Genomic DNA, 24,078 nt, shown 5'->3' with positions numbered 1-24,078 from the left:
GTCCTGGTAATCTTTTTTTATGTTTATTTCTATTATTATTCTTGTTCTGCTAATTTTTTATATTTTTCATATCTTGCGTTAGCGTCTTTTTCTGCTTTTTCAAATAGAACTTCGGCTATTTCAGGATATTTTTTCTTTAAGGAAGTGTATCTTACTTCTGAGTTTATGAAGTCTTGGAATGATTCTGTTGGTTCTTTTGAATCAAGTACAAATGGATTCTTTCCTTGTTCTTTTAATCTTGGGTCAAATCTAAATAGATGCCAGTATCCTGCTGCAACTGCTCTCTTCTCTTGTCTTACACTAGTTCCCATACCAGTTCTAATACCATGGTTGATACATGGAGCATATGCAATAACTAGAGATGGTCCATCATAACTTTCAGCTTCAACTATACCTTTGATAGTTTGGTTCATATTCGCACCTAAAGCTATTTGTGCAACATATACATAGCCATAAGTAGACATCATATGTCCAAGATCTTTCTTTCTAATTTCCTTACCTGCTGCAGCAAACTTAGCTACGGCAGCTGTTGGTGTTGCTTTAGATGATTGACCACCTGTATTTGAATAAACTTCTGTATCAAATACTAGGATATTGATATCTTCTCCAGATGCTAGAACATGGTCTAATCCACCAAATCCAATATCATTAGCCCAACCGTCTCCACCAAGTATCCATACTGATTTCTTAACTAAGTGATCTTTTCTATTTTCAATTTCTTTTAATATCTTATTAGCTTCTTCTCCAAGATCTTCTTTAAGTCTAGGTAGAATCATACCTGCTGCTGCCTTAGAAGCCTTAGGATCTTTCATACCTTCTATCCAGTCATTGAAGTATCCATTTAATTCAGTGTCTAGATTTAGAGCTAAGAATTCTTCCATTAATAATTTTATCTTATCTCTGATTTGTCTAACAGCAATTGCCATACCATATCCATACTCAGCATTATCTTCAAATAGTGAGTTTGCCCATGCTGGTCCTTGGCCATTTGCATTTGTACAATATGGAGTTGTTGGTGCAGATCCACCCCAGATTGATGAGCAACCTGTAGCATTTGCTATATACATTCTATCTCCATATAATTGAGTTATTAGTTTTGCATAAGCTGTCTCTCCACAACCTGCACATGCTCCTGAGAACTCAAGTAATGGTTGTCTGAATTGACTTCCTTTGATTGAATTTACATTCATTGGATCTTCTTTTGTTTTAACTGTCATTGCATAATCCCAGTTTGGAGTTTGCTCTTCGTATTCTTCTTCAAACTTATTCATAACTAAAGCTTTGTTCTTAGATGGACAAACTTCAGCACAGTTTCCACAACCTGTACAGTCTAATACAGAAACTTGCATACGATAGTGTAATCCATCAAATCCTTTACCCATTGGCTTAATTGTTTCAAATGTTTCTGGTGCATTTGCTTTTTCCTCATCATCTAATAAGAATGGTCTTATAACTGCATGAGGACAAACTAATGAACACTGACCACATTGGATACAATTTTCTTTTAACCATCTTGGAGCTTCAATAGCTATAGCACGTTTTTCATAAGCTGCTGTTCCTTGTGGGAATGTACCATCAGCATTTTCAACAAAAGTACTTACAGGAAGATTATCTCCTTCTTGTCTGTTCATAGGAGCTAATACATCTTTTATGAAAGCTGGTACTTCTTTTACTTCTTCTTTAGCATCTTCTGCATTTTTCCAGTCTTCTTTTACATTTATTTCAACTAAAGCATCGATACCTTGATCTACTGCTTCATAGTTCATGTTTACAATTTTTTCACCTTTGTTACCATAAGCGTCTACTATAGATTTTTTCAGGTGACTAACTGCTTCTTCTATTGGTAATACTCCTGATAATTTAAAGAATGCAGATTGCATTACCATATTAGTTCTTCCACCTAATCCTATTTCACTAGCTATCTTAGTAGCATTTATAGTGTAGAATTTGATATTGTGTTCAGCTATATATCTCTTCATATGTCCTGGTAGATGTGATTCTAATTCATCTTCATCCCAGATACAGTTTAATAGGAATGTTCCACCATCTTTTAATCCTTTTAATAAATCATATTGACTTACATAAGATTGTTTAGAACATGATATTAAGTCTGCATCACTTATTAGATAAGTTGATTTAATTGGAGTTTCTCCAAATCTTAAGTGAGATATTGTAACTCCACCTGATTTTTTACTGTCATATGCAAAATAACCTTGAGCATACATATCAGTGTCATCACCAATGATCTTAATAGCTTGTTTGTTTGCTCCAACTGTACCATCAGATCCGAATCCCCAGAATTTACATTTAATAGTAGTTTCAGGTTCAGTGTCTATATTTTCTTTTATTTCAAGAGATGTATTAGTTACATCATCAATTATACCTATTGTAAATCTATCTTTTGGTTCTTCTAGTTTTAAGTTTTCAAATATAGCTAATATTTGTGAAGGAGTAGTATCTTTAGAACCAAGACCATATCTACCACCTACTATAACTGGTTGTTCTTTTTTGCCATAGAAAAGATTGATTACATCTAAGTGTAGAGGCTCAGCCATAGCACCTTTTTCTTTTGTTCTATCAATAACTGCTATTTTCTTAACAGTCTTAGGAAGTACTTCAAAGAAATAATCTGCTACAAAAGGTCTATATAAGTGAACTTCTATTAAACCTACTTTTTCTCCTTTTGCTAGAAGATAGTCTACTGTTTCTTGAGCAGTTTGAGTTACAGAACCCATAGCTACTAATACTCTTTCAGCTTCTTCATGACCATAGTAGTTAAATGGTTTGTATTCTCTACCTGTTATTTTACTTATTTCTCTCATGTAGTCATAAGTAATTTCCCCAATTTTGTCATAGTATGGGTTTGAAGCTTCTGCAGCTTGGAAATATATATCAGGGTTTTGTGCAGTACCTCTAGTAACAGGATTTTCAGGATTTAAAGCTCTTTCTCTAAATTCTTGAACTGCATCATAGTCTAATAAATTTCCTAAATCTTCATAATCCATTACTTCAACTTTTTGAATTTCATGACTTGTTCTAAATCCATCAAAGAAGTGTAAGAATGGAACTCTACCTTTTATTGAAGCTAAATGTGCTACCCCTGCAAGGTCCATAACTTCTTGAACTCCACCAGATGCAAGCATTGCAAATCCTGTTTGTCTAGTTGCCATAACATCTTGATGATCTCCAAATATACTTAGAGCATGAGAAGCTAAAGCTCTAGCTGAAACATGGAATACACATGGTAATAATTCTCCAGATATTTTATACATATTTGGAACCATTAATAATAGTCCTTGAGAAGCAGTATATGTAGTAGTTAAAGCACCAGCTTGTAATGATCCATGTACTGCCCCAGCTGCTCCTGCTTCAGATTGCATTTCTTTTACTAATACCTCTTGTCCAAATAAGTTTTTCTTTCCGTCAGCAGCCCACTCGTCTACGTGTTGTGCCATGTCAGATGATGGTGTTATAGGATATATAGCAGCAACATCAGTAAATGCATAGGATATATATGATGCAGCCGTATTACCATCCATGGTTTTCATTGTTTTTCCCATATTATATAAACCTCCTCTAAATTTGTGAATATTAAATTAAATTTAATCTAATGTAAATACTTTAGTAGAAATATAAAAAACTTCGTTAAATATTTATATTTCTGTACTCTTATAAGTATAATAAACATTAATTATAATGTCAACAAAGATACCTACTGAAATTATTAAATTTATTTTTAATTATATAGATATAAGAAAATCTTATCCTATATATAAAAAAAGAATAAATGAAGCTATTAAAATTAAAACAGCTTCATTTATTCTTTTTTCCTTATATCAATGTTTTTTCATATCTTTCCTTATTCTTGCTTCTTGTTTTATTCTATCATTCAATTCATTAGCTGCATTATACCCAAGAACCTTTTGTCTAAAGTTTCTTGCTGCAACTTCTATTATCATTGCCACATTTCTACCAGGTCTTACAGGTATAGTTGCTATAGAGAGCTTTTGACCTAATATCTCAGTAAAGTTCTCATCTAGTCCAATTCTATCATATTCTTTCTCTTGATCCCATAATTCTAATTGAATTACCATACTTATATATTCATCATTTTTTACTGATCCTACTCCATAAAGTCTTTCTATATCGAGAATGCCAAGTCCTCTTATCTCCATAAAATGTCTAGTTATCTTGGGCGATCTACCCATTAGTCCATCATCTGTTTTCTTTATTATAACTGTATCATCTGAAATAAGCCTATGACCTCTGATAACTAAGTCTAAAGCAGTTTCAGATTTACCCACTCCTGATTTCCCTTTAATTAAAACTCCTACTCCATATACCTCTACAAAGACTCCATGGACTCTTATCTCAGATGCTAGCTGAAAATCTATATAATTAGTTATTTGATTTATAAGCTTAGAGGTAGATATGGGAGATCTAAGTATTGTTATATCATGAATCTTTGCTAATTCTAGAATTTCTGGAAACACTTCCAAATCCCTTGAAATAATAAGAGCAGGGATAGAATATCTAAAATAATTATCGATTCTTTCATATCTCAGCTGGGGACTTAACTCCTTATAGTAATGCCACTCTGCACTTCCCATTATTTGTAGTCTTTCTGGAACAAACTTTTCAAAATATCCTACCAATTGCAATCCAGGCCTGCTTATTTCAGTTGAATATATTTTTATATCTTTAAAATCACTAGCCTTATTTATCACTTCTAAATCAAGGCTTTCCTTTATCTCTTTTAAACTTGCATAGTTCATATTTTGCTCCTTATCTACTAGGTATTATTATAGCTGCTAATATATAGGCAATAACTCCTCCAAAGACTGCCATAGGTATAGATAATAATACCCATACTAATCTAATAATTGTAGGATCTATATTAAAATAATCTCCTATTCCACCGCAAACACCTGCTATCATCTTATTTGTATCTGATCTGTATAATTTTTTATCCATTTTTATCCTCCTCTTTTTTATGAAAATGATTATATAATTCTTCTGCAGCTCTTATATTCATCCCTTGCACTTCTTTTAATTCATCAATACTGGCATTTTTTATTTTTTCTATACTTTTAAATTGTTTCATAAGAGATATCTTTCTTTTGCTCCCTATTCCCTTTATATCATCTAATTCGGATTTAAACATATCTTTTGTTCTTAAGCTTTTATGATAGCTAATGGCAAACCTATGAGCTTCTTCTTGAATCTTATATATCATTTTAAATCCAAGGCTATCTTTGTTTAAGATGTGTTCCTTATTATTATATATAATTCCCCTTGTCTTGTGATAATCATCTTTTACTAGACCACAAACTGGTATATCTACTCCAAGTTTATCTAAGGTATCTATTACTATATTTACCTGTCCTTTTCCCCCATCAATCATTATAAGGTCAGGAAAACTTGAAAATCCTTTTAATTTGTCTGGATTATCGACTAATATCTTTTTTTCCTCTATACCTCTAATAAACCTTCTACTTAAAACTTCCTCCATACTTCCATAATCATTTGGAGTATCTATAGTTTTTATTTTAAATCTTCTATAGTCAGATCTTTTAGCCTCACCATTTTCAAACACTACCATAGATCCTACTGATTGTACTCCACTTATATTTGAGATATCATATGCTTCTATTCTCTTTATTTGGTTCTCTAAATTTATTGCATCTTGTATTTCTTCCAATGCCTTTAAGTTTTTTCTATGTTTCCTTAGAAATTGATCTCCATATTTTTTTAGCATATCCTTTGCATTATTACTTACCATATGGATTAGTTGAAACTTTTCTCCCCTTTTAGGTACTAAAACATTTACTTTAGCCTTCTTCTTTTCTCCTAGCCATTTCTCAATTGTATCTAAATCATCTATTTCTTCTTCAATCAAAATTTCCTTTGGAATATATGCAGAACCAATATAGAATTGTTTTATAAATGAACTTATTATCTCTTTTCTCTCTGTATTAAACATATCATCCATAATATAATGTTCTCTACCTATTATCTTTCCACTTCTAATAAAAAATATCTGTATACAAACCTCTTCTATACCCCTAGCCATAGCAATTACATCTTGATTTATAAAATTATTTGTCACTATTTTTTGCTTTTCTAATAATAATTTTAAAGAGTTTAATTGATCTCTATATATACCCGCTTTTTCAAATTCTAATTTTTTAGATGCCTCATTCATTTTTCCCTGTATATTTTCTATTAAACTCTTATCCCTTCCTGAAAGAAATCTTATAACTTCATCTATTGTCTTCATGTACTCTTCTTCATCCACATTTCCCATGCAAGGTCCATTGCATTTACCTATATAATAATTTAAACAGGGTCTAAAATCCTTTAAGTTCTTTGTAAGATTTAATTTACAAGTTCTTATAGGATAGATATCATGGATAATATCTATGGTGTCATTTACTGCTGTAACACTTGGGTATGGTCCAAAATACTTTGCTCCATCCTTCAGTACTCTTCTAGTCTTTAATACCCTAGGATATTTTTCATTCAATGTAACTTTTATATATGGATACTGTTTATCATCCCTAAGGAGTATATTGTATTTAGGCTTATGTTTTTTGATTAGATTAGACTCCAATATTAAAGCTTCTATTTCATTGTCTACTATAATATATTCAAATTCAACAATATGGCTTACCATTGTCCGAACTTTTAAGCCTTGATTTTTAGTAGATTGAAAGTATTGTCTAACCCTATTTTTTAATGATATAGCCTTGCCTACATATATTATTTCATCTCTATTGTCTTTCATTATATAAACACCCGGTTTATCAGGTAAGTTTTTTAATGCTTCCTGTATATCAAACATATAATCACCTTTTATTTTTTAAAAATTAAAGCTACTTTATTCTTCATTATATAAAATTATCTTTGCAATCTCAGGTCGGTTAAAAATTCGAATAGGTATTATACTATTGCCAAGACCTCTATTTACAAACATAGTTGAATTATCCTTGGTGTATAGACCACTTGTGTACTCTGGAAATAGGCCTTGGTCTGGTGCAACTAATCCACCTACAAATGGTATTCTAAATTGTCCACCATGAGCATGCCCTGTAAAAGTCAGGTCTATATTTTCATTTGCATATATGGAAAAGAGCTCTGGCCTGTGACTAAGCAAAATTTGAAAAACAGAATCATCAGACAGACTTTTAAGTTCTTTTTTTAACTTAGATAAATCTGTGCCCTCTATATAATTAGATGTTAAAAAATCTGGATCTGATAAACCTATTATTTCAATCTTTGATTCATTCTTTACTATACTTAATTTGTCATCATCAAGAATTTTCACACCTACATCAAGTAATTCTTTTTTTATTTTATTATATTTTCCAGACCAAGCTTCATGATTGCCTGAAACATAATATACCGGAGCAATTTCCACTGCTCCTTTTATAAATGTCATTGCTACATCTAAATCATATCTTCTTCTATCAATTAAATCTCCTGTAACAACTATTATGTCTGGAGATGTTTTATCTATCTTGTTTAATAAATATTTTTGATCTATACCAAAGTCTTTATTATGGAGATCAGAAATCTGAACTATAGTAAACCCGTTAAATTCCTCTGGTATTTTAGGATTACTATACTTAATCTCTGTAGTGGTTATACTGTTATTTTGCCATATGAAAAATATTGACATCCCAAGGATAACAGATATTATGATAAAAATAAATTGATTTTTTTTACTATCCATGCTTTCTGCCCCTTTTAATATATTTCTATATAATATATATTATAACATATTTACAGTTCATATAATTTGGATTTAAACTATATTATATCCTCTATATAAGACATAGGAAAAATGACTAGAATATATCTAGTCATTTGCCTTTAATGAATCTATCATTTTAATATTTTTAAGTTTTTTAATCATAAATAAATCTACTATTATTGAAAATAATAAAGTTATAACAGCAGAAAGTGCATAGCTTGTAATTGTTATACTCCTTCCAAACATAAAAACTGAATCTTCCACTGTTAAAATTATAAATCTGTGAAGGTACTTACCTAATATAAGGCCTACAAATGTCCCTATAGTAGCCAATATACTTATTTCTCTAAAAATATAGGTATAATGTTCATCAAATCAATTTTTATCACTTTCAATAAATTCTTTATGACTCTTATAAGCAGATAAAAAACTTAAGAATCCCACAATTCCACTAAAAATAGCAAGTCCGCTTAATCCATCTATTGATAATCTTTGTAAAGACTGTACTGTTAATATAATACCTAAAATTATTTGGATATTTCTATCCTTCTTTATTTTTTTCATAGAACAACCTCACCTTAACTTATTTCTCATTTATCTACTTATATTCATATCCTCTTCGTCTTTTCCTTTAACCAATCTTTTTCATCTTCATTTAAATATGGTGAGATTTTATTATAGACATCTTTGTGATAATTGTTTAGCCAAGACTTTTCATCTTCAGATAGTAGTTCTACATCTATTACATTTAAATCTATAGGCACAAAAGATAGTGTTTCAAATTTTAAAAACTCTCCAAACTCTGTCTTCCTATCTTCTTCAACTAGCACTATATTCTCTATTCTTATGCCATGTCTTCCCTCTTTATATACACCTGGTTCTATTGATGTTATCATACCTTTTTCAAAGCTTACAGAACTTGGGTGTTGTGATATTCTGTGAGGACCTTCGTGTACATTTAATAGATATCCTACTCCATGACCTGTACCATGTTTATAATCTAAGCCATTTTCCCAAAGGGGCTTTCTACATATAGCATCTAGTTGGTGTCCAGTAGTTCCCTCTAAAAATTTAGTATTTATAAGGTTTATATGTCCCTTTAGAGTCAATGTAAAATCTCTCTTTTCTTCATCAGTAATATTTCCTAAAGCTACTGTTCTAGTAATATCTGTAGTTCCGTCTATGTATTGCCCACCTGAATCTACTAGATATAGACCTTTATTTTTTAAGTTTGAATAGTTTTTTTCATCTGCCCTATAATGTGCCATTGCTGCATTTTCTCCATATGCAGATATGGTGTCAAAGCTAGGTTCTAAATACATATCTTGCTCTTTTCTAAACTCTTCTAACTTTTCTGCTGCTGTGATTTCTGTTATCTCTTTTGTTCCTATATTTTTATCTAGCCAATAGAAAAATTTACATAGAGCTGCTCCATCTTTTATATAAGCATTTTTTTGATTTTTTATTTCCATATCATTTTTTATAGCTTTTAGTTTTGTAGTTATATCAACTTCATCGATGATATCTTTATCTGCGATTTTACTATATAGATATCCATTCATCTTAGTTTTATCCAAGATGATAGTTGCACCCTTGGAGATGTTTTCTAGAAAAGCATCTATTTCATCATAATCTTTAATTTCAATTTTATTTTCTTTTAAATAGTTATTTACTTCTCTATTTAATTTATCTTCATTGATAAATAAGTAAGAATTATCTTTTCCTACTATTGCATAGGAAATTACAACTGGATTATTTTTAATATCATTTCCCCTTATATTGTATAGCCAAGCGATATCATCTAATCCACCTAGTATAAGATAATCTCCTTTTTTCTCTTTTAAATTGTCTCTTATCTTTTCTATCTTCTCAAAGGCATCCATTCCTGTATATTTTTTTTCATGAATAAAGCTATCTCCCTTTGGTAGTAGTGGTCTATCTTCCCAAATTTCATCTATTAGGTCATATTTATCTACTATATTTATATTTTCTACCTTTTCTTCTATATTTTCTATATCCCTTTGCGAAAACACTTTTCCATTTAAACCTATGGTATCTCCTTCCTTTAAATTTTTTTCAAGCCATTGTATGTGATTTAAAACTCCCTTTAGTCCTAGTTTATGCAATTGAAATTCTGAACCCTTTATTTCATTTTCAGCCTGAGTAAAATATCTTCCATCTGCCCATAGCATAGCTTTATCTTGAGTTATAACTACAGTTCCAGCAGAACCGGTAAAACCTGATATCCACTCTCTACTCTTGTATCTATCTGCTATGTACTCTGAATTATGTGGATCAGATGTAGGTATAATATATGCACTAATCTCTCTTTCTTTCATTAGCCTTCTTAATTTGCTTACTATTTCGTTTATAGACAAATCCATCACTCCTTAGTATTCTTTAATTATTAATTATATTATATACTATAATTCAATTCTACCATATATGAACTAATTCTAAGTCAGCAAATAAAAACCTAGTAGATTTCTCCACTAGATTTAAATGAAAAGCTGTATATCTGAACTTAAGGCATCATTCAGATAGTCCTCTGCTGTTATTATGCTGGCCTGATCCAATAAATCATCTTCACTAAAACCCATAACTTCACATGATAATTTACAAGCCCTTATATTTACATTCTTTTCTAGAGCTTCCTTTAAAAAATCATCTAATGAAGGGGTATCATTGTCTTTCATCATGCCAGTTAACATCTTTTTACCCATACCCCCAAAATTCATCTTGGACAAAGGTAAATCTTCTATATTATTTGGAGTCATACTGGCAAACATTTTTTCTGATGTGGTTTTTTCTTTTTCAGATATCTTGTTTGGATCTCTAATTAGCATTAAGCCCCAAAAGGCAAAGAACATAGTTACATCTATGTCCATACCCCTAGCAGTATTTGACAATATCAATGCTGCTAAAGCCTTATCATATTCTCCACTAAACATTAGGATACTCATTTTTTTATTCATAAAAACCTCCTTTCTACTAGGATTAGTAGAAGGAAGTGTTTCTATACTTACTTTTATAATAATCTATATTTCCACTAATATTTTTGAGTAAATTAACTAAAAGATAGATTTCATCGTAGTCATTGTATAGTCCTAGACTTATTCTAACCATACCTGGTCTATTATCTTTTTGCTCTTTATAACTTTCCATCTCTTCTTCTGAAATATTTAACAACCTTTGGATATAGGGTTGGGCACAAAAACAGCCATTTCTAACTGCAATACCCCCTTCTTCTCCTAGTATATTTGCCAATTCATAATGGCTAAGTCCATCCATATTAAATGACACAATTGAAACCTTATTATCTACATCAAAATCATCGTATATAATAAGATTTTCTATTTCTTTCATATGCTCTAAAGCGTATTTAGTTAAACTCCTCTCATACTCCTCTACTTTTTCCATATTTAGTTTTTCCAAAGTTTTTATACTTTCTACTAGGGCTACAACTCCCATTAAATTTGGAGTGCCTGCCTCTTCTTTTTCTGGAGGCTTTGCCCATATAACCTCTTTCATTGATACATAGTCAATAGTCCCTCCACCTATGTGTTCAGAGTATCCATTTTCAAACACTTCTTTTGGAGCTATGAGTGCGCCAATACCAAAAGGACTATACATCTTATGAGAAGAAAAAGCTACATAATCAATGTGTTCAGGACTATTTATATCCTTCATATCAAATGAACTGTGGGGAATTAGTTGTGCTCCGTCAACTAAGATTTCCGCACCATGTGCATGGCAAATCCTTGCTATATCATGTATAGGATTTTTATATCCAGTAACATTGGATGCTCCTGTCACAGCTACTAAACCTACTTTCCCCTTATATTTATTTAATTTGTATTCTAAATCCTCCATAGACAATCTACCATATTTGTCTATATCTATATAGTCTGTATCGTATCTATATTTCCAAGGTAATAAATTTGAGTGATGTTCCATGTGTGTAAACAACACCATTTTATCCTTTAATTTATCTTTTAATCTATAGGATAGTTTGTTAATACATTCTGTAGTGTTTTTTAGAAAAACTACTGTATGATAGTCCCTATCTCCTTTTACAAAGTCTATAACTACATCTCTAGCGCTATCATATGCTTTTGATGATATTATAGACTTATATCCAGTTCCTCTATGAACTGATGAATAATTAGGAGAAAAATCTAAAATTTCCTCTAAAACTGATTTAAATGCAGGAGTTGTTGCTCCATTGTCAAAGTTTATATAATGAACTTTGTTCCCAGTTTTTAATTCTACTGTGCTATTTGCACCTATAACTAAATCCTTGTACACTTTACCCCCTCCTTTTATACCCTATTATTAGTTTATTTGTCCATGATTTTTTGGTTACCTTTTATTTTTATTTTAGCTTTCCATTGTAAGTATTTAAGATTAATGATATTATTGTAAATAATTAATCATCAAACAAGAGGTGAAGAAATGAAAAAGACTTTTTATATAACTTTTGTTATTTCTATAATTATATTTTCTATTGTATTTGTAGTATTGAACTATACTTCATCTTCAAATGATAATGAAATAGTTAATACAGATGTATATAATGGAAATTTAGATGATGACAATGGTAAAAGTGACAAGAAAGAAAATAATAAAGATGAACTTTTATTTTTAGTATTAGGTGTAGATAGTAATGATGTACATAAACATTCTGGCATAAGAACAGATACTATGATTCTAAGCAAAGTAAACTTTAAAACTGGCGAGATAAATCTTTTATCAATTCCTAGAGATACTAGAGTTAAGGTAAAAGGAAAGTTAGATAAGATAGCTCACGCACATTCCTATGGTGGAGTAGATCTTACTCTTGAAACTGTAAGAGATTTTTTAAATATAGACTTGGATTATTATGTTAAGGTAAACTATGAAGCAGTAAAGGAAGTAGTAAATGCCATAGATGGTGTTGAAATAGATGTGCCTAGAAGGATGAAATATGATGACACTACCCGTGGAAAAGAGTTTCATGTAGATATTAAAAAAGGACTACAAACTCTAGATGGTGACAAATCCTTAGAATTTTTAAGATGGAGAAAAGATAATAAAGGAATTGGTTATCCAGGAGGAGATGTAGGTAGAATTGAAGCTCAACAAATGTTTATAAAAGAGCTTATAAAACAAACTATAGATATAAAGAATGTATTTAAAATCCCTAAACTTATTAAGACATACTATGATTATGTAGATACAAATATCCCAATGGACACCATGTTAAAAGGTGGAAATATGGCTAGAAAGATAGATATGGAGAAGATGAATACAAATACTATTCCTGGTGAAGGAGAATATATTAATAGGGTAAGTTATTTTATCTATGAAAAAGAACCAATGGAGGAATTAGTAAAAGAAATGTTTGGAGACTATATAAAATAAAATGACGGCTTAAGCCGTCATTTTATTTTTACTTTACTATATTTATAGGTTTATCATTTAACCAGGAATCTATATTATCAAAGACTATTTTCGCTCTTCTTACCATTGCTTCTTCTGTTGCATATCCAATATGAGGTGTTAGTATTGCACCACTTTCTTTTAATAAGGAGTAATCCTCTGGTATAGGAGGTTCCATATCAAATACATCTATACCTGCTCCAGCAATTTTTCCATCTCTTAATGCCTTAGCAAGAGCTTCATTATCAATTATTGGTCCTCTAGCTGTATTTATTAAAAGTGCATCTTCTTTCATAAGACCTATTTTATATTCATCTATTATGCCTTTTGTGTCTTCATTTAGAGGAAGATGGATTGTTACTATATCACTCTCTTTCATTAATTCTTCTAATTCTAAATATCTTACACCTTTATCCTTTAGTTCTTGATTTTCACTTCTATTATATGCTATTACATCACATCCAAAGGCTAATCCTATTTCTGCAACTTTTTTACCAATAGCTCCTGTACCTACTACTCCTAGAGTCTTACTATATAAATCTTGTTGTCTATATCCTTCCTTTGTAGAACCTTCTCTAGTTTTTTTGTCTAGAGGCAATATATTTCTAAGAAGAGAAATAATAAGTCCAAATGCTAATTCTGCAACAGAAGAAGTACTATATCCTGCTGCATTTGAAACTAAAATATTCTTCTCTCTACAAGCTATCAAATCTACATGATCAACGCCTGTAAATGCTACAGATATCATTTTTAATTTTTCTGCTGCCCTTATTACTTCCCCATTCAAAGGACTATTGGCTATAATTAAAATGTCTGTATCCTTAACCCTTTCTTTTAGTTCATCTAAATCCTGTGTTTTTTCATTGAAAATTACTAATTCATGTCCATTATCTGTAAGGGGTTTCCCAATATTTCTAATTTCTTCCTCTAAAACCCCCAAAGGTTCTAATACTGTGATTTTCATTTTTTCAGCTCCTCTATTTTAATTTAACAATTTACTTAAAAATTGACCTGTATAGGATTTTTTATTTTTACTTACTTCTTCTGGAGTTCCTGTAGCTACTAAGGTACCACCTTTATCTCCACCTTCAGGTCCTAAGTCTATTATATGATCTGCTGTTTTTATTACATCTAGATTATGTTCTATAACTATTATAGTATTGCCTCCTTCTACAAGACGATTTAATACTTTAATAAGCTTATGGATATCAGCAGAATGTAGTCCAGTAGTAGGCTCATCTAGTATATATATTGTCCTTCCTGTAGACCTCTTTGATAATTCTGTAGCTAGTTTTACCCTTTGAGCTTCTCCACCTGAAAGTTCTGTTGAAGATTGACCTATTTTTATATATCCAAGACCTACATCAAATAGAGTTTCAAGTTTCCTTTTTATTTTAGGTATATTTTCAAAAAAGTTTAGCCCCTCTTCTACTGTCATATCTAGGACGTCAGATATGGTCTTACCCTTATATTTAACTTGAAGAGTCTCCCTATTATACCTCTTACTCTTACATACTTCACAGGGAACATATACATCTGGTAAAAAGTGCATCTCTACTTTTAATATACCATCACCTTTACATGCTTCACATCTTCCACCCTTAACATTGAAACTAAATCTTCCCTTCTTATATCCTCTGATTTTAGCTTCATTTGTCATTGCAAATACATCTCTAATATGATCAAATACTCCTGTATAAGTTGCTGGATTAGATCTAGGAGTTCTCCCTATAGGGCTTTGATCTATTGCTATAACCTTGTCAAGATTTTCTAAACCCTTTATTTCTCTATGTTTTCCAGGTCTTATTTTGGCTCTATTCAAACTTTGAGCTAGAGACTTATATAGTATTTCATTTACCATAGAAGATTTACCTGAACCAGATACTCCTGTTACTGCAGTAAGCACTCCCAGGGGAATTTTTATATCTATATCTTTTAAATTATTTTCCTGAGCACCTATTATTTCTATCCACTTGCCATTAGGGGTTCTTCTCTTTTCTGGTACTTTAATCTTTAATTTATGTGATAGATACTTCCCAGTAATAGAATCTGAATTATTTTTTATATCTTCTACATCTCCCTGGGCTATTACATACCCACCATGGATTCCTGCTCCAGGGCCAATATCTACTATATGATCTGCCATATACATAGTGTCCTCATCATGTTCTACTACTATTAGCGTATTTCCTATATCCGTAAGGTTTCTCAAAGCCTTTAAAAGCTTTTCATTATCCCTTTGATGAAGTCCAATACTTGGTTCATCTAATACATAGACAACTCCTACTAAACTAGAACCTATTTGACTTGCCAAACGAATCCTTTGGGACTCCCCTCCTGATAAAGTGGCTGTCATTCTAGAAAGTGTCAGATAATTAAGTCCTACATTTTCTAAAAATCCAAGCCTTTCATTTATCTCTTTTAGAACTTGTTCTCCTATTATCTGCTGTTTTTCTGAAAGCTTTAAATTAGAAAAGAATTCAATAGCCTTTGTTATGGAAAGGTCTGTAGCTTCAATTATATTTAACCCATCTATTTTAATTGACAATACTTCATCTCTAAGTCTCTTTCCTTGGCAATTTGGACAAGGATCCTCCATCATATATTTATCTATTTTACCTCTCATATAATCTGAATTAGTAGAGGCATATCTTCTCTCTAAATTTGGAATTACACCTTCAAAAGTTCCCTTATAACTTCTCATTCCATCAAATCTACTATTAAATTTAAATGAAATTTCCCTATCAGTACCATATAACAATTCATCTATGAATTTTTTTGGAGCTTCATTTAGAGGTTTTTTTAAACTAAAGTCATGATCCTTAGCCAATGTCTTAAATATTTGATAGTAGTATGTGTCTTCACCTGAACTACTATAAGGTGCTATACCCCCCTTTTCTATACTCAAATCTCTATTTGGAATGATAAGGTCTGGATCTATTTTTTTATAAAATCCTAAACCATTACAGGTAGGGCACATTCCAAAGGGACTGTTAAAAGAAAACATCCTAGGAGATATTTCTTCTATAGATATATTACAGTCCGGACAGGAAAGTTTTTGACTAAAGGTAATCTTATCTCCATTTATTATATCTACTATTACTAAACCATCAGAAAGCCTTAACGCAGTCTCTAATGAGTCTGTAAGCCTTGGCTCTATACCTTCTTTTATTACTATTCTATCTACTACTACCTGAATATTATGTTTCTTATTTTTTTCTAATTTAATATCTTCACTTATTTCTCTGTTTTCCTCATCTACTACAAGTCTTATAAACCCTTCTTTTTTGATATTTTCGAAAACTTTTAAATGCTCCCCTTTTTTTCCTCTAACTACAGGGGATAGTATTTGCAATTTTGTCCTATCACCAAATTCCATAATTTTATCAACCATTTGGTCAACTGTTTGACTGGTTATCTCTTTTCCACATTTATAGCAATATGGAGTTCCAATTCTTGCGTATAAAAGCCTTAGATAATCATATATTTCAGTTACAGTTCCCACTGTTGATCTTGGGTTTTTGCTTGTGGTCTTTTGATCTATGGATATAGATGGAGATAAACCTTCTATATATTCTACATCTGGCTTATCCATTTGCCCTAAGAACTGCCTTGCATAACTGGAAAGAGACTCTACATATCTTCTCTGTCCTTCTGCATATATTGTATCAAAGGCCAATGAAGATTTACCTGAGCCACTTAGTCCTGTAAATACAATAAATTTGTCTCTTGGTAAATCTAAATTAATATTTTTTAAATTATTTTCCTTAGCTCCTCTAATGACTATTTTATCATTTGACATTTTTCCACCTCTGTATTATAGCTTCTTCTTTAGATTAATAATTTGATCTCTCAATTCTGCTGCCCTCTCAAAGTCTAATTCTTCTGCAGCTATTAACATAGCCCCTTCTAAGCCTGCAATCATAGATTCTATTTCATCTTTACTAAATTCTTCTTTATACTCACCTGTCTCTTCTGCAACTATAGTAGCTTCTATTATATTCCTAACTTCCTTAGTTATAGATTTAGGAATAATATTATTGTCTATATTATATTTATTTTGAATCTCTCTTCTTCTATTTGTCTCATCTATAGTAGTTTCCATTGCCTTTGTAATCTTATCTGCATACATAATTACTTTTCCCTCTACATTTCTAGCAGCTCTACCAGTAGTCTGTATTAGAGAAGTTTCCGATCTTAAAAACCCTTGTTTATCAGCATCAAGAATTGCAACTAGAGATACTTCCGGCAGGTCTAGCCCTTCCCTAAGAAGATTTATCCCTACTAATACATCATATTTACCAAGTCTTAAATCACGAATTATCTCCATTCTTTCAATGGTATCTATGTCAGAATGAAGATAAGTTACCTTTATCTTTATTTCTTTAAAATAATTAGTTAAATCCTCTGCCATCTTCTTGGTTAAAGTAGTTACAAGGACTCTCTCTCCTCTTTCCACTACTTTGTTTATCTCAGATATAAGATTATCTATTTGATTATTTATAGGTCTTACTTCTATAACTGGATCCAACAGTCCTGTTGGTCTTATTATCTGCTCTACAGTTTGTTGAGTGTGCTTATATTCATATTTTCCTGGAGTTGCTGATACATAAAGTATTTGATTTACTAAGGATTCAAACTCAGTAAACTGCAATGGTCTATTATCTAATGCTGATGGAAGTCTAAATCCATATTCTACTAGATTCATCTTTCTAGATTTATCTCCTTCATACATCCCTCCTATTTGAGGTACTGTAACATGTGATTCATCTACTATAATCAAAAAATCATCAGGAAAATAGTCTATAAGTGTAAATGGACGACTTCCAGGCTCTCTATTGCTTAAATGTCTAGAATAGTTTTCTATTCCTGAACAAAACCCCATTTCACTTAACATCTCCATATCGTACCTGGTTCTCTGTTCTAATCTTTGAGCTTCTACTAATTTTTCTTGATCTCTTAGAACTTTTAATCTTTCTTCTAGTTCTTCTTCTATAGTTACTAAAGCTCTATCTACTTTATCTTGTGTAGTGGCAAAGTGAGAAGCTGGAAATATAGATATGTGATTTCTGTACCCTATTATTTCTCCAGTTAGATGATTTACTTCTACTATTCTTTCTATCTCATCTCCAAAAAACTCTATTCTTACAGTATTCTCACTAGAAGCTGCTGGAAATATTTCTAATATATCTCCTCTAACCCTGAAGGTTCCTCTTATAAAGTTTATATCATTTCTCATATACTGGATATCTATTAATTTTTTCATTATTTCATCTCTATCCTTTATCATACCTGGCCTTAAAGAAACAACTAAATTTTCATAATCTATTGGATCTCCCAAACCATATATACAAGATACAGATGCAACTATTATAACATCTCTTCTTTCAAATAAAGCAGCTGTTGCAGAGTGCCTTAATTTATCTATTTCATCATTTATAGATGAATCCTTTTCTATATAAGTATCAGTTTGTGCCACATAGGCTTCTGGCTGATAATAGTCGTAATAACTTACAAAATATTCTACAGCACTGTTTGGAAAAAACTCTTTAAATTCGCTTGCAAGTTGATATGCAAGTGTCTTATTGTGTGCTATTACCAGAGTTGGTTTTTGAACCTGTTCTATAATATTTGCCATTGTAAATGTTTTACCTGAACCTGTGACGCCCAGTAGTATCTGATGTTTTAAATTATCTTTTATCCCCTTAGATAATTTTTTTATAGCCTCAGGTTGATCTCCTGTAGGCTTATAGCTTGACTCTATTTTAAATTTATTCATATTTTCACCTCGTGTTTGAACGTTTGTTCACATATATATTATATAATATTTATTTATTATGTCAAAACTTATTATATAAGAAAAAACTATATCAAAATACTTAATTTAAGAAAGCTTTTCTTGAAACTCATTTTGAAAAAGTTCTTTAATAAATAATTGTAAAGTATAACTTTCCTATGCCTTATAGGAAATATGCTTGTTAAAACTTTTTATATATTGTAAAATATGATTTAAGGAGTGAACTTTTATGAAACATTTTATCTACATAGGAATTTTTATCCTTTCAACTTTAGTACTATCCTCTTGTAATGATAGTACCCAAAGCCCTATACTTTTAAAAGAAAGCAATGCTATAGAAAATAAAAGTGAAGAAAAAATAGATTATGAAATTGAAAAAATTGTACTTTCTAAAGGCTATCAAACAATAGAACCTAATGTTAAGCTTATAAAAAAAGAAGCCAACTATAAATTAATGGCTTCCCTAGGTTTAATAAATTCTTCAGGTGCTGATGTAGTAGATATTTCTAAGTCTGGAAGCCAAATAGATATATATGTAAAAAATAAGATTAATAAAAAGAAAGTCCAACTAGTAGTTCCACAGATATTAATTAATTTAAAAGATTCTAAACTAAAAGATATTGAAAATTTAAGTTTCAATATAATTAATGAAAACTATGAACCAATAAATCTAAAGATAGATGCCAATGAAGCTATAAACAAAGTAAATGCTAATTTTGGAATATCTACTAGTTCTCTACCTAGTATTAAAATTTCAAAAGTTGAAGATGAATTATTTTGGAATCTAAAATATGAAAATATATTTGATAAATATAATAAAGAAACCCCTTTAGTAAATCTTTCAGTAAAAATAAACGCAAATAGTGGAGATATAGCCAAATCATCTAAAACCTTTATTTCTTCCTTTATAGATGAAGGATACATACTAGATTATATTTCAAATAAATATATACTATATAAAAAGGTACAGCCTATTGAAGGAACTGAACAATTTAAAGAAGAACTATGGACTCTAGACGTGGATAATGATAAAAAAGAATTACTTTATTCATCTAAAAATAAAATTCAAACCGCAGTATTTAGTCCTGACTTTAAAAATATTGGAATTTTGGAATCAATAGATAATAATAATAATCTGTATATAGTTTCTATAAAAGAAAAAAAAGCATATAAAGTCTTATTCGAGAAAGATACAAACCCTCAAATAATTAAATGGAAGGACAACAAGAGTTTATATATAGTTGATAATAAAGATTTAGGATCAATTATATATGATTACAATATAGAAGATAATAATAAATCCATAGTAGCAAGTAAAAGTGAGCATATATTGGGCTTAGATCTACTAGGAGAAAAAATATTAGTAAGTAAAATAAAAAATGACGAGACAAAAGACTTTTATCTCACAGATGATTTTGAAAATATTATATTTGAAAAAACAGGAGCTACTCCAAAATTCATTACAAAGAATATAATAGGATTTCTAGAAAACAATGAAAAAGAAAATAAGGATATCCTATATATATACGATTTGAAAAAAGATAAAATATATGATACTTTAAATTTAAATATCTGTAATATCTATCCTCTAGATGAAGAAGAGCTATTTATAATAGAAAGAAATCAAAATACCAGCGATTATACGCTCCATCGATACAATATAAAAGACAAAGAAATTTCAAATATTTCTAATATAAATAACTCAAATATATATCTAAATAAAAATCAAGGTCTATTATACCTGGATTCCCCTCTTCCCTACGAAGAAAATAAAACCCAAATTATATATTCTCTAGATTTATCCATATTAGAAAATTAAAATCCTAAGCTCATATATGAGCTTAGGATTTTTTATAACTAAGAAATTTTTTGCCTTCTATATACTTGTTTATAAATATAATAAATTCATGTCCAAATAACCCAAATATGGGAGCTATAAAAGGATTTAACTTTTCTATACTTATATATAAAAGAATAGCACTATATAAAAGCAAATTTATAGATGAATGCTTTTTCTTATTCTTTGCAGAAGATACTAAACTATAATCTCCATAGCTTAATATTGCAAATAGTGGAATCGGTCTAATCATTGTATCTCCAATAAATATAATGAAGGGTATAGGCCAAAATCTGTTTAAAGCTATTCCTTTTTTTACTTTTCCCTTTAAATAAAATATATCATCTCTAGATTGATCTCCACCATTTATAAAAATCAATAAACTCTCTATCATGTGTAGTACAGCCACCACAGTCATTATTTCATATCCGTCTACATTTGGATATGAAAATATAAGACTAAATAATACTAGAATACTTCCTCCATAAGAAATACACATAAACCTCTTATCTTTTAGTGAAAGTAATAAAGATATCATAATAATATAAAAGAAATGTCTAGGTATAATTGAAACCTGTAAATATATAAGTACAACAGTAGTAATTATACCACCAAATACACCAAATACTATAGATAATAAGGTAGCCTTTAATGGAGATTCCACTTCTTTTTTATATTGATAATAAATTACAGATATTACCAATATAAAAAAAGGAGATTTAAATGACTTAATTATATCTATAACTGTAAAATACACAATTAGAGATAGCCCGTACACTATAGTTTCCCCTTTTTTATGTTTTATTTAATTGGCTATTTTGTTTTTTAATACTTCCAAAGCTTTTTGAAGTTGAAGATCTTCTTTTATATTATTAACTCCAATTTCTTCTATATCCTCCGGAAGCTCTACTACTATATCAGGCTCTATACCTATACCATGTATATTAGTACCATTTGGTGTAAAATATTCAGATATAGTAAGTTTTAAAGCAGATCCATCTTGTAGAGGCCTAATTCTTTGAACCACACCCTTACCAAAACTAGTAGTTCCTATTAACTCTCCTCTATTATGGTCTTTTATAGCGCCTGCCAAAATTTCAGAAGCACTTGCACTTCCTTCATTTATTAATACTACTAATGGTATATCCGTCTTAGAAGTATTGGATCTTAGATACTCTCTTTCACCATTCTTGGTCTGAGTATACACAATATCCACATCTCCTAGGAGTTCATCTGCTATGTTTTTTGTAACGTCTAGTAGTCCACCTGGATTATATCTTAAATCAATAATAAGTCCTTCTACCTTAGATTTTTCCAAACTCTTTAAGCTCTGTTTAAAATCCTTATCTGTTAATTCATCAAAGGATGTAATTTTTATATATCCTATATTATCATCTATTATATTAGGCTTTACTGTTACAAGTCTTATTTCTTTTCTAACTATAGTTATATCTAGGATTTTATTTTCTCCTTGTTTATCTTTTCTCATTATACTTAAAGTAACCTCTGTGTTTGGCTCACCTTTCATAACCTTTACCGCTGCATCCATTTGATCTGCAGTAAACTCTTTACCATCTACTTTAATAATTTTATCTCCTGGTTTTATACCCGCCTTTTCTCCTGGAGTATCTTCTATTGGAGATACTACAGTTATAAAATTATCTTCACCAGGTGTAACTATTACTCCTATACCTCCATATATACCAGAAGTCTGCTGATGAAAATCTTCATATTCTTCAGCAGTCATATATTGAGAATAAGGATCTCCTAAAGCTTCTACCATTCCTTTTAACTGACCCTCTAGCAACTTAGAATCATCTACATCTTTTAAGTAATTTTCCTTAATTAAATTCTCCAATACTAACACTTTAGAAAAATCTTTGTAAACTGAATATATTTCCTCGTATTCTCCCCTAGGGATAATCACTCTTTCATCCATTTGAATTGTTGCTATATTAGTAAATCCAAATGTTATTAGATTAGTTAAGATTAACAATACAAGAAATATTATTGTGATTTTTTTCTTAGACATTATCTTCACCCCATATTTTAACTTATAAAACTATCTTATTAAATAACTATTCACATTATACCACACTACTATTCCAAAATATTCAAAAAAGAAAAAAGGGGAATTAATTCCCCTTTACCCATGGCACTGGATTCTGATAAGCTCCATTTTTTCTAACTTCAAAGTGAGAATGTGGTCCCGTTGAAAATCCTGTGCTTCCTATTTTAGCTATTCTCTCTCCTCTTTTAACCTTTTGACCATTACTTACAGTAATAGAAGAGTTGTGAGCATATAGTGTTACAATCCCACCACCATGATCTACCATTACTGTCTTTCCATATCCTCCTAGATATCCAGTCTGTATAACTGTTCCATCAGCAGCAGCAGCCACTTTTGAACCTGTAGGAGCTGGGATATCTATTCCTGTATGGAATTTTTTAGTATTATAAATAGGATGTATTCTATATCCATATGGAGAACTTATTCTAGTGTGTCCTGGAACTGGCCACTCCATCTTTCCACCTGAATAAGGTCCTGTATTTGTTTGTAGCTTAACTATTTTACTTTCTATATCTTTTGCATATTGATTTAATTCATCATATTCTTTTTCTAAGGCCTTTTTATCTTTTTCAAGTCTACCCATTAATATTTCCTTTTCTCTAGTTGCTTGCTCTAGTTTTTTTCTTCTAGATTCTATTTTAGATTTTGTAATTTCTACTGAAGCCCTTTGGCTTTCAAGTTCTACTTTCTTTTCATCTATTGTATCTCTTTGTTCCTTCATAAATTTTACAAGTTCTTTGTCATGATCTGCTATAGTTTTTACCATATCTTGTCTAGATAAAAAGTCTTTTACATCTTCTGAGCTAAGTAATAGTTCTAAATATCCAACTTCACCGTTCATGTACATAGCTCTAACTCTTTTTCCAAATGTTTCTTTTTTCTCTTCTAGATTTATTTCAGCTTCTTTCAACTCTTCTGTAGTCTTTACTATATTATCTTCAATTACTCCTAATTCTTTTTCTACTTCTTCTAACTCAACTGTAGCCTTGTCCATTTTTTTATCTAAATCATCAATTTGATTTGAAATAGATTTAGTTTGGTTTTCTATTCCTTTTATTTGTTTTTTTGCATCTTTAATTTCATTTATAACCTTATTTTGTTGATTTTTTAATTGATTTATATTATCAGCATAGACTTGGATAATGCTCATAGACAATATAAAAAGTACTAATAAAACTACAATTCTCTTTTTCATC

General features: G+C 30.4%; 18 protein-coding genes. 2 read left to right on the top strand and 16 right to left on the bottom strand.

Features of this window, described 5'->3' with window-relative positions; translation table 11 throughout:
* Nucleotides 1-35: 35 nt before the first annotated feature.
* The 10 genes from nifJ to AC4PG3_RS05600 form a co-directional block, all read right to left on the bottom strand.
* Complete coding sequence (nifJ, locus tag AC4PG3_RS05645) at nucleotides 36-3,560, bottom strand: pyruvate:ferredoxin (flavodoxin) oxidoreductase (protein ID WP_492198084.1); 3,525 nt, start codon at nucleotides 3,558-3,560, stop codon at nucleotides 36-38.
* A gap of 276 nt (nucleotides 3,561-3,836) precedes the next feature.
* On the bottom strand, nucleotides 3,837-4,775 hold the full coding sequence (gene hprK / locus AC4PG3_RS05640; protein WP_492198083.1) for an HPr(Ser) kinase/phosphatase: 939 nt from the start codon (nucleotides 4,773-4,775) through the stop codon (nucleotides 3,837-3,839).
* A 10-nt stretch (nucleotides 4,776-4,785) separates the two neighbouring features.
* Nucleotides 4,786-4,974, bottom strand: a complete 189-nt coding sequence (locus AC4PG3_RS05635) for a PspC domain-containing protein (RefSeq protein ID WP_492198082.1) — start codon at nucleotides 4,972-4,974, stop codon at nucleotides 4,786-4,788.
* Entirely contained in the window at nucleotides 4,967-6,844 is a 1,878-nt protein-coding gene (gene uvrC, locus AC4PG3_RS05630) for an excinuclease ABC subunit UvrC (protein ID WP_492198081.1), read from the bottom strand. The genes AC4PG3_RS05635 and uvrC overlap by 8 nt, the downstream gene beginning before the upstream one ends.
* A gap of 36 nt (nucleotides 6,845-6,880) precedes the next feature.
* Nucleotides 6,881-7,735, bottom strand: coding sequence for a metallophosphoesterase (locus AC4PG3_RS05625; RefSeq protein ID WP_492198080.1), 855 nt, complete (start codon nucleotides 7,733-7,735; stop codon nucleotides 6,881-6,883).
* Between the two features lie 126 nt (nucleotides 7,736-7,861).
* Nucleotides 7,862-8,089 carry a hypothetical protein gene (locus AC4PG3_RS05620; RefSeq protein ID WP_492198079.1) on the bottom strand — a complete coding sequence of 76 codons (228 nt, stop codon included), beginning with the start codon at nucleotides 8,087-8,089 and terminating at the stop codon, nucleotides 7,862-7,864.
* A gap of 42 nt (nucleotides 8,090-8,131) precedes the next feature.
* On the bottom strand, nucleotides 8,132-8,320 hold the full coding sequence (locus AC4PG3_RS05615; protein WP_492198078.1) for a hypothetical protein: 189 nt from the start codon (nucleotides 8,318-8,320) through the stop codon (nucleotides 8,132-8,134).
* Nucleotides 8,321-8,364: 44 nt separating this feature from the next.
* Nucleotides 8,365-10,140, bottom strand: a complete 1,776-nt coding sequence (locus AC4PG3_RS05610) for an aminopeptidase P family protein (protein WP_492198077.1) — start codon at nucleotides 10,138-10,140, stop codon at nucleotides 8,365-8,367.
* 114 nt (nucleotides 10,141-10,254) lie between these two features.
* A complete protein-coding gene (locus AC4PG3_RS05605) occupies nucleotides 10,255-10,731 on the bottom strand; it encodes a DsrE/DsrF/DrsH-like family protein (RefSeq protein WP_492198076.1) in 477 nt (158 codons plus the stop codon).
* A gap of 22 nt (nucleotides 10,732-10,753) precedes the next feature.
* Nucleotides 10,754-12,064, bottom strand: coding sequence for an aminotransferase class V-fold PLP-dependent enzyme (locus tag AC4PG3_RS05600; RefSeq protein ID WP_492198075.1), 1,311 nt, complete (start codon nucleotides 12,062-12,064; stop codon nucleotides 10,754-10,756).
* A 147-nt stretch (nucleotides 12,065-12,211) separates the two neighbouring features.
* On the opposite strand from AC4PG3_RS05600, the gene AC4PG3_RS05595 reads away from it, so the two are divergent.
* A complete protein-coding gene (locus AC4PG3_RS05595) occupies nucleotides 12,212-13,159 on the top strand; it encodes an LCP family protein (RefSeq protein ID WP_492198074.1) in 948 nt (315 codons plus the stop codon).
* 28 nt (nucleotides 13,160-13,187) lie between these two features.
* Here AC4PG3_RS05595 and AC4PG3_RS05590 read toward each other — a convergent pair whose 3' ends face one another.
* The 3 genes from AC4PG3_RS05590 to uvrB are packed head-to-tail and all read right to left on the bottom strand — an operon-like array spanning nucleotide 13,188 to nucleotide 18,956.
* Nucleotides 13,188-14,141, bottom strand: coding sequence for a 2-hydroxyacid dehydrogenase (locus AC4PG3_RS05590; RefSeq protein WP_492198073.1), 954 nt, complete (start codon nucleotides 14,139-14,141; stop codon nucleotides 13,188-13,190).
* 18 nt (nucleotides 14,142-14,159) lie between these two features.
* Entirely contained in the window at nucleotides 14,160-16,979 is a 2,820-nt protein-coding gene (gene uvrA / locus AC4PG3_RS05585) for an excinuclease ABC subunit UvrA (protein ID WP_492198072.1), read from the bottom strand.
* 15 nt (nucleotides 16,980-16,994) lie between these two features.
* Entirely contained in the window at nucleotides 16,995-18,956 is a 1,962-nt protein-coding gene (gene uvrB / locus AC4PG3_RS05580; protein ID WP_492198071.1) for an excinuclease ABC subunit UvrB, read from the bottom strand.
* Between the two features lie 247 nt (nucleotides 18,957-19,203).
* Between uvrB and AC4PG3_RS05575 the strand changes: the two genes are divergently transcribed.
* Nucleotides 19,204-20,793 carry a hypothetical protein gene (locus tag AC4PG3_RS05575; protein WP_492198070.1) on the top strand — a complete coding sequence of 530 codons (1,590 nt, stop codon included), beginning with the start codon at nucleotides 19,204-19,206 and terminating at the stop codon, nucleotides 20,791-20,793.
* Nucleotides 20,794-20,815: 22 nt separating this feature from the next.
* On the opposite strand, the gene AC4PG3_RS05570 is transcribed toward AC4PG3_RS05575, so the two are convergent.
* The 3 genes from AC4PG3_RS05570 to AC4PG3_RS05560 all read right to left on the bottom strand — a co-directional run bounded on the left by AC4PG3_RS05570 (nucleotide 20,816) and on the right by AC4PG3_RS05560 (nucleotide 24,077).
* Nucleotides 20,816-21,589: a hypothetical protein gene (locus AC4PG3_RS05570; RefSeq protein WP_492198069.1), complete on the bottom strand. Its 774-nt coding sequence runs from the start codon at nucleotides 21,587-21,589 to the stop codon at nucleotides 20,816-20,818.
* Nucleotides 21,590-21,616: 27 nt separating this feature from the next.
* Nucleotides 21,617-22,843, bottom strand: coding sequence for a S41 family peptidase (locus tag AC4PG3_RS05565; protein ID WP_492198068.1), 1,227 nt, complete (start codon nucleotides 22,841-22,843; stop codon nucleotides 21,617-21,619).
* Nucleotides 22,844-22,946: 103 nt separating this feature from the next.
* The gene (locus AC4PG3_RS05560) at nucleotides 22,947-24,077 is read right to left on the bottom strand and encodes a murein hydrolase activator EnvC family protein (RefSeq protein WP_492198067.1); all 1,131 of its coding nucleotides are present in this window, start codon (nucleotides 24,075-24,077) and stop codon (nucleotides 22,947-22,949) included.
* Nucleotide 24,078 lies beyond the last annotated feature (1 nt).

Source organism: Tissierella sp. QWL-11 (assembly GCF_058683765.1).
Note: the sequence above shows the minus strand (reverse complement) of the source record. Positions and strands in the feature narration are given on the sequence as shown.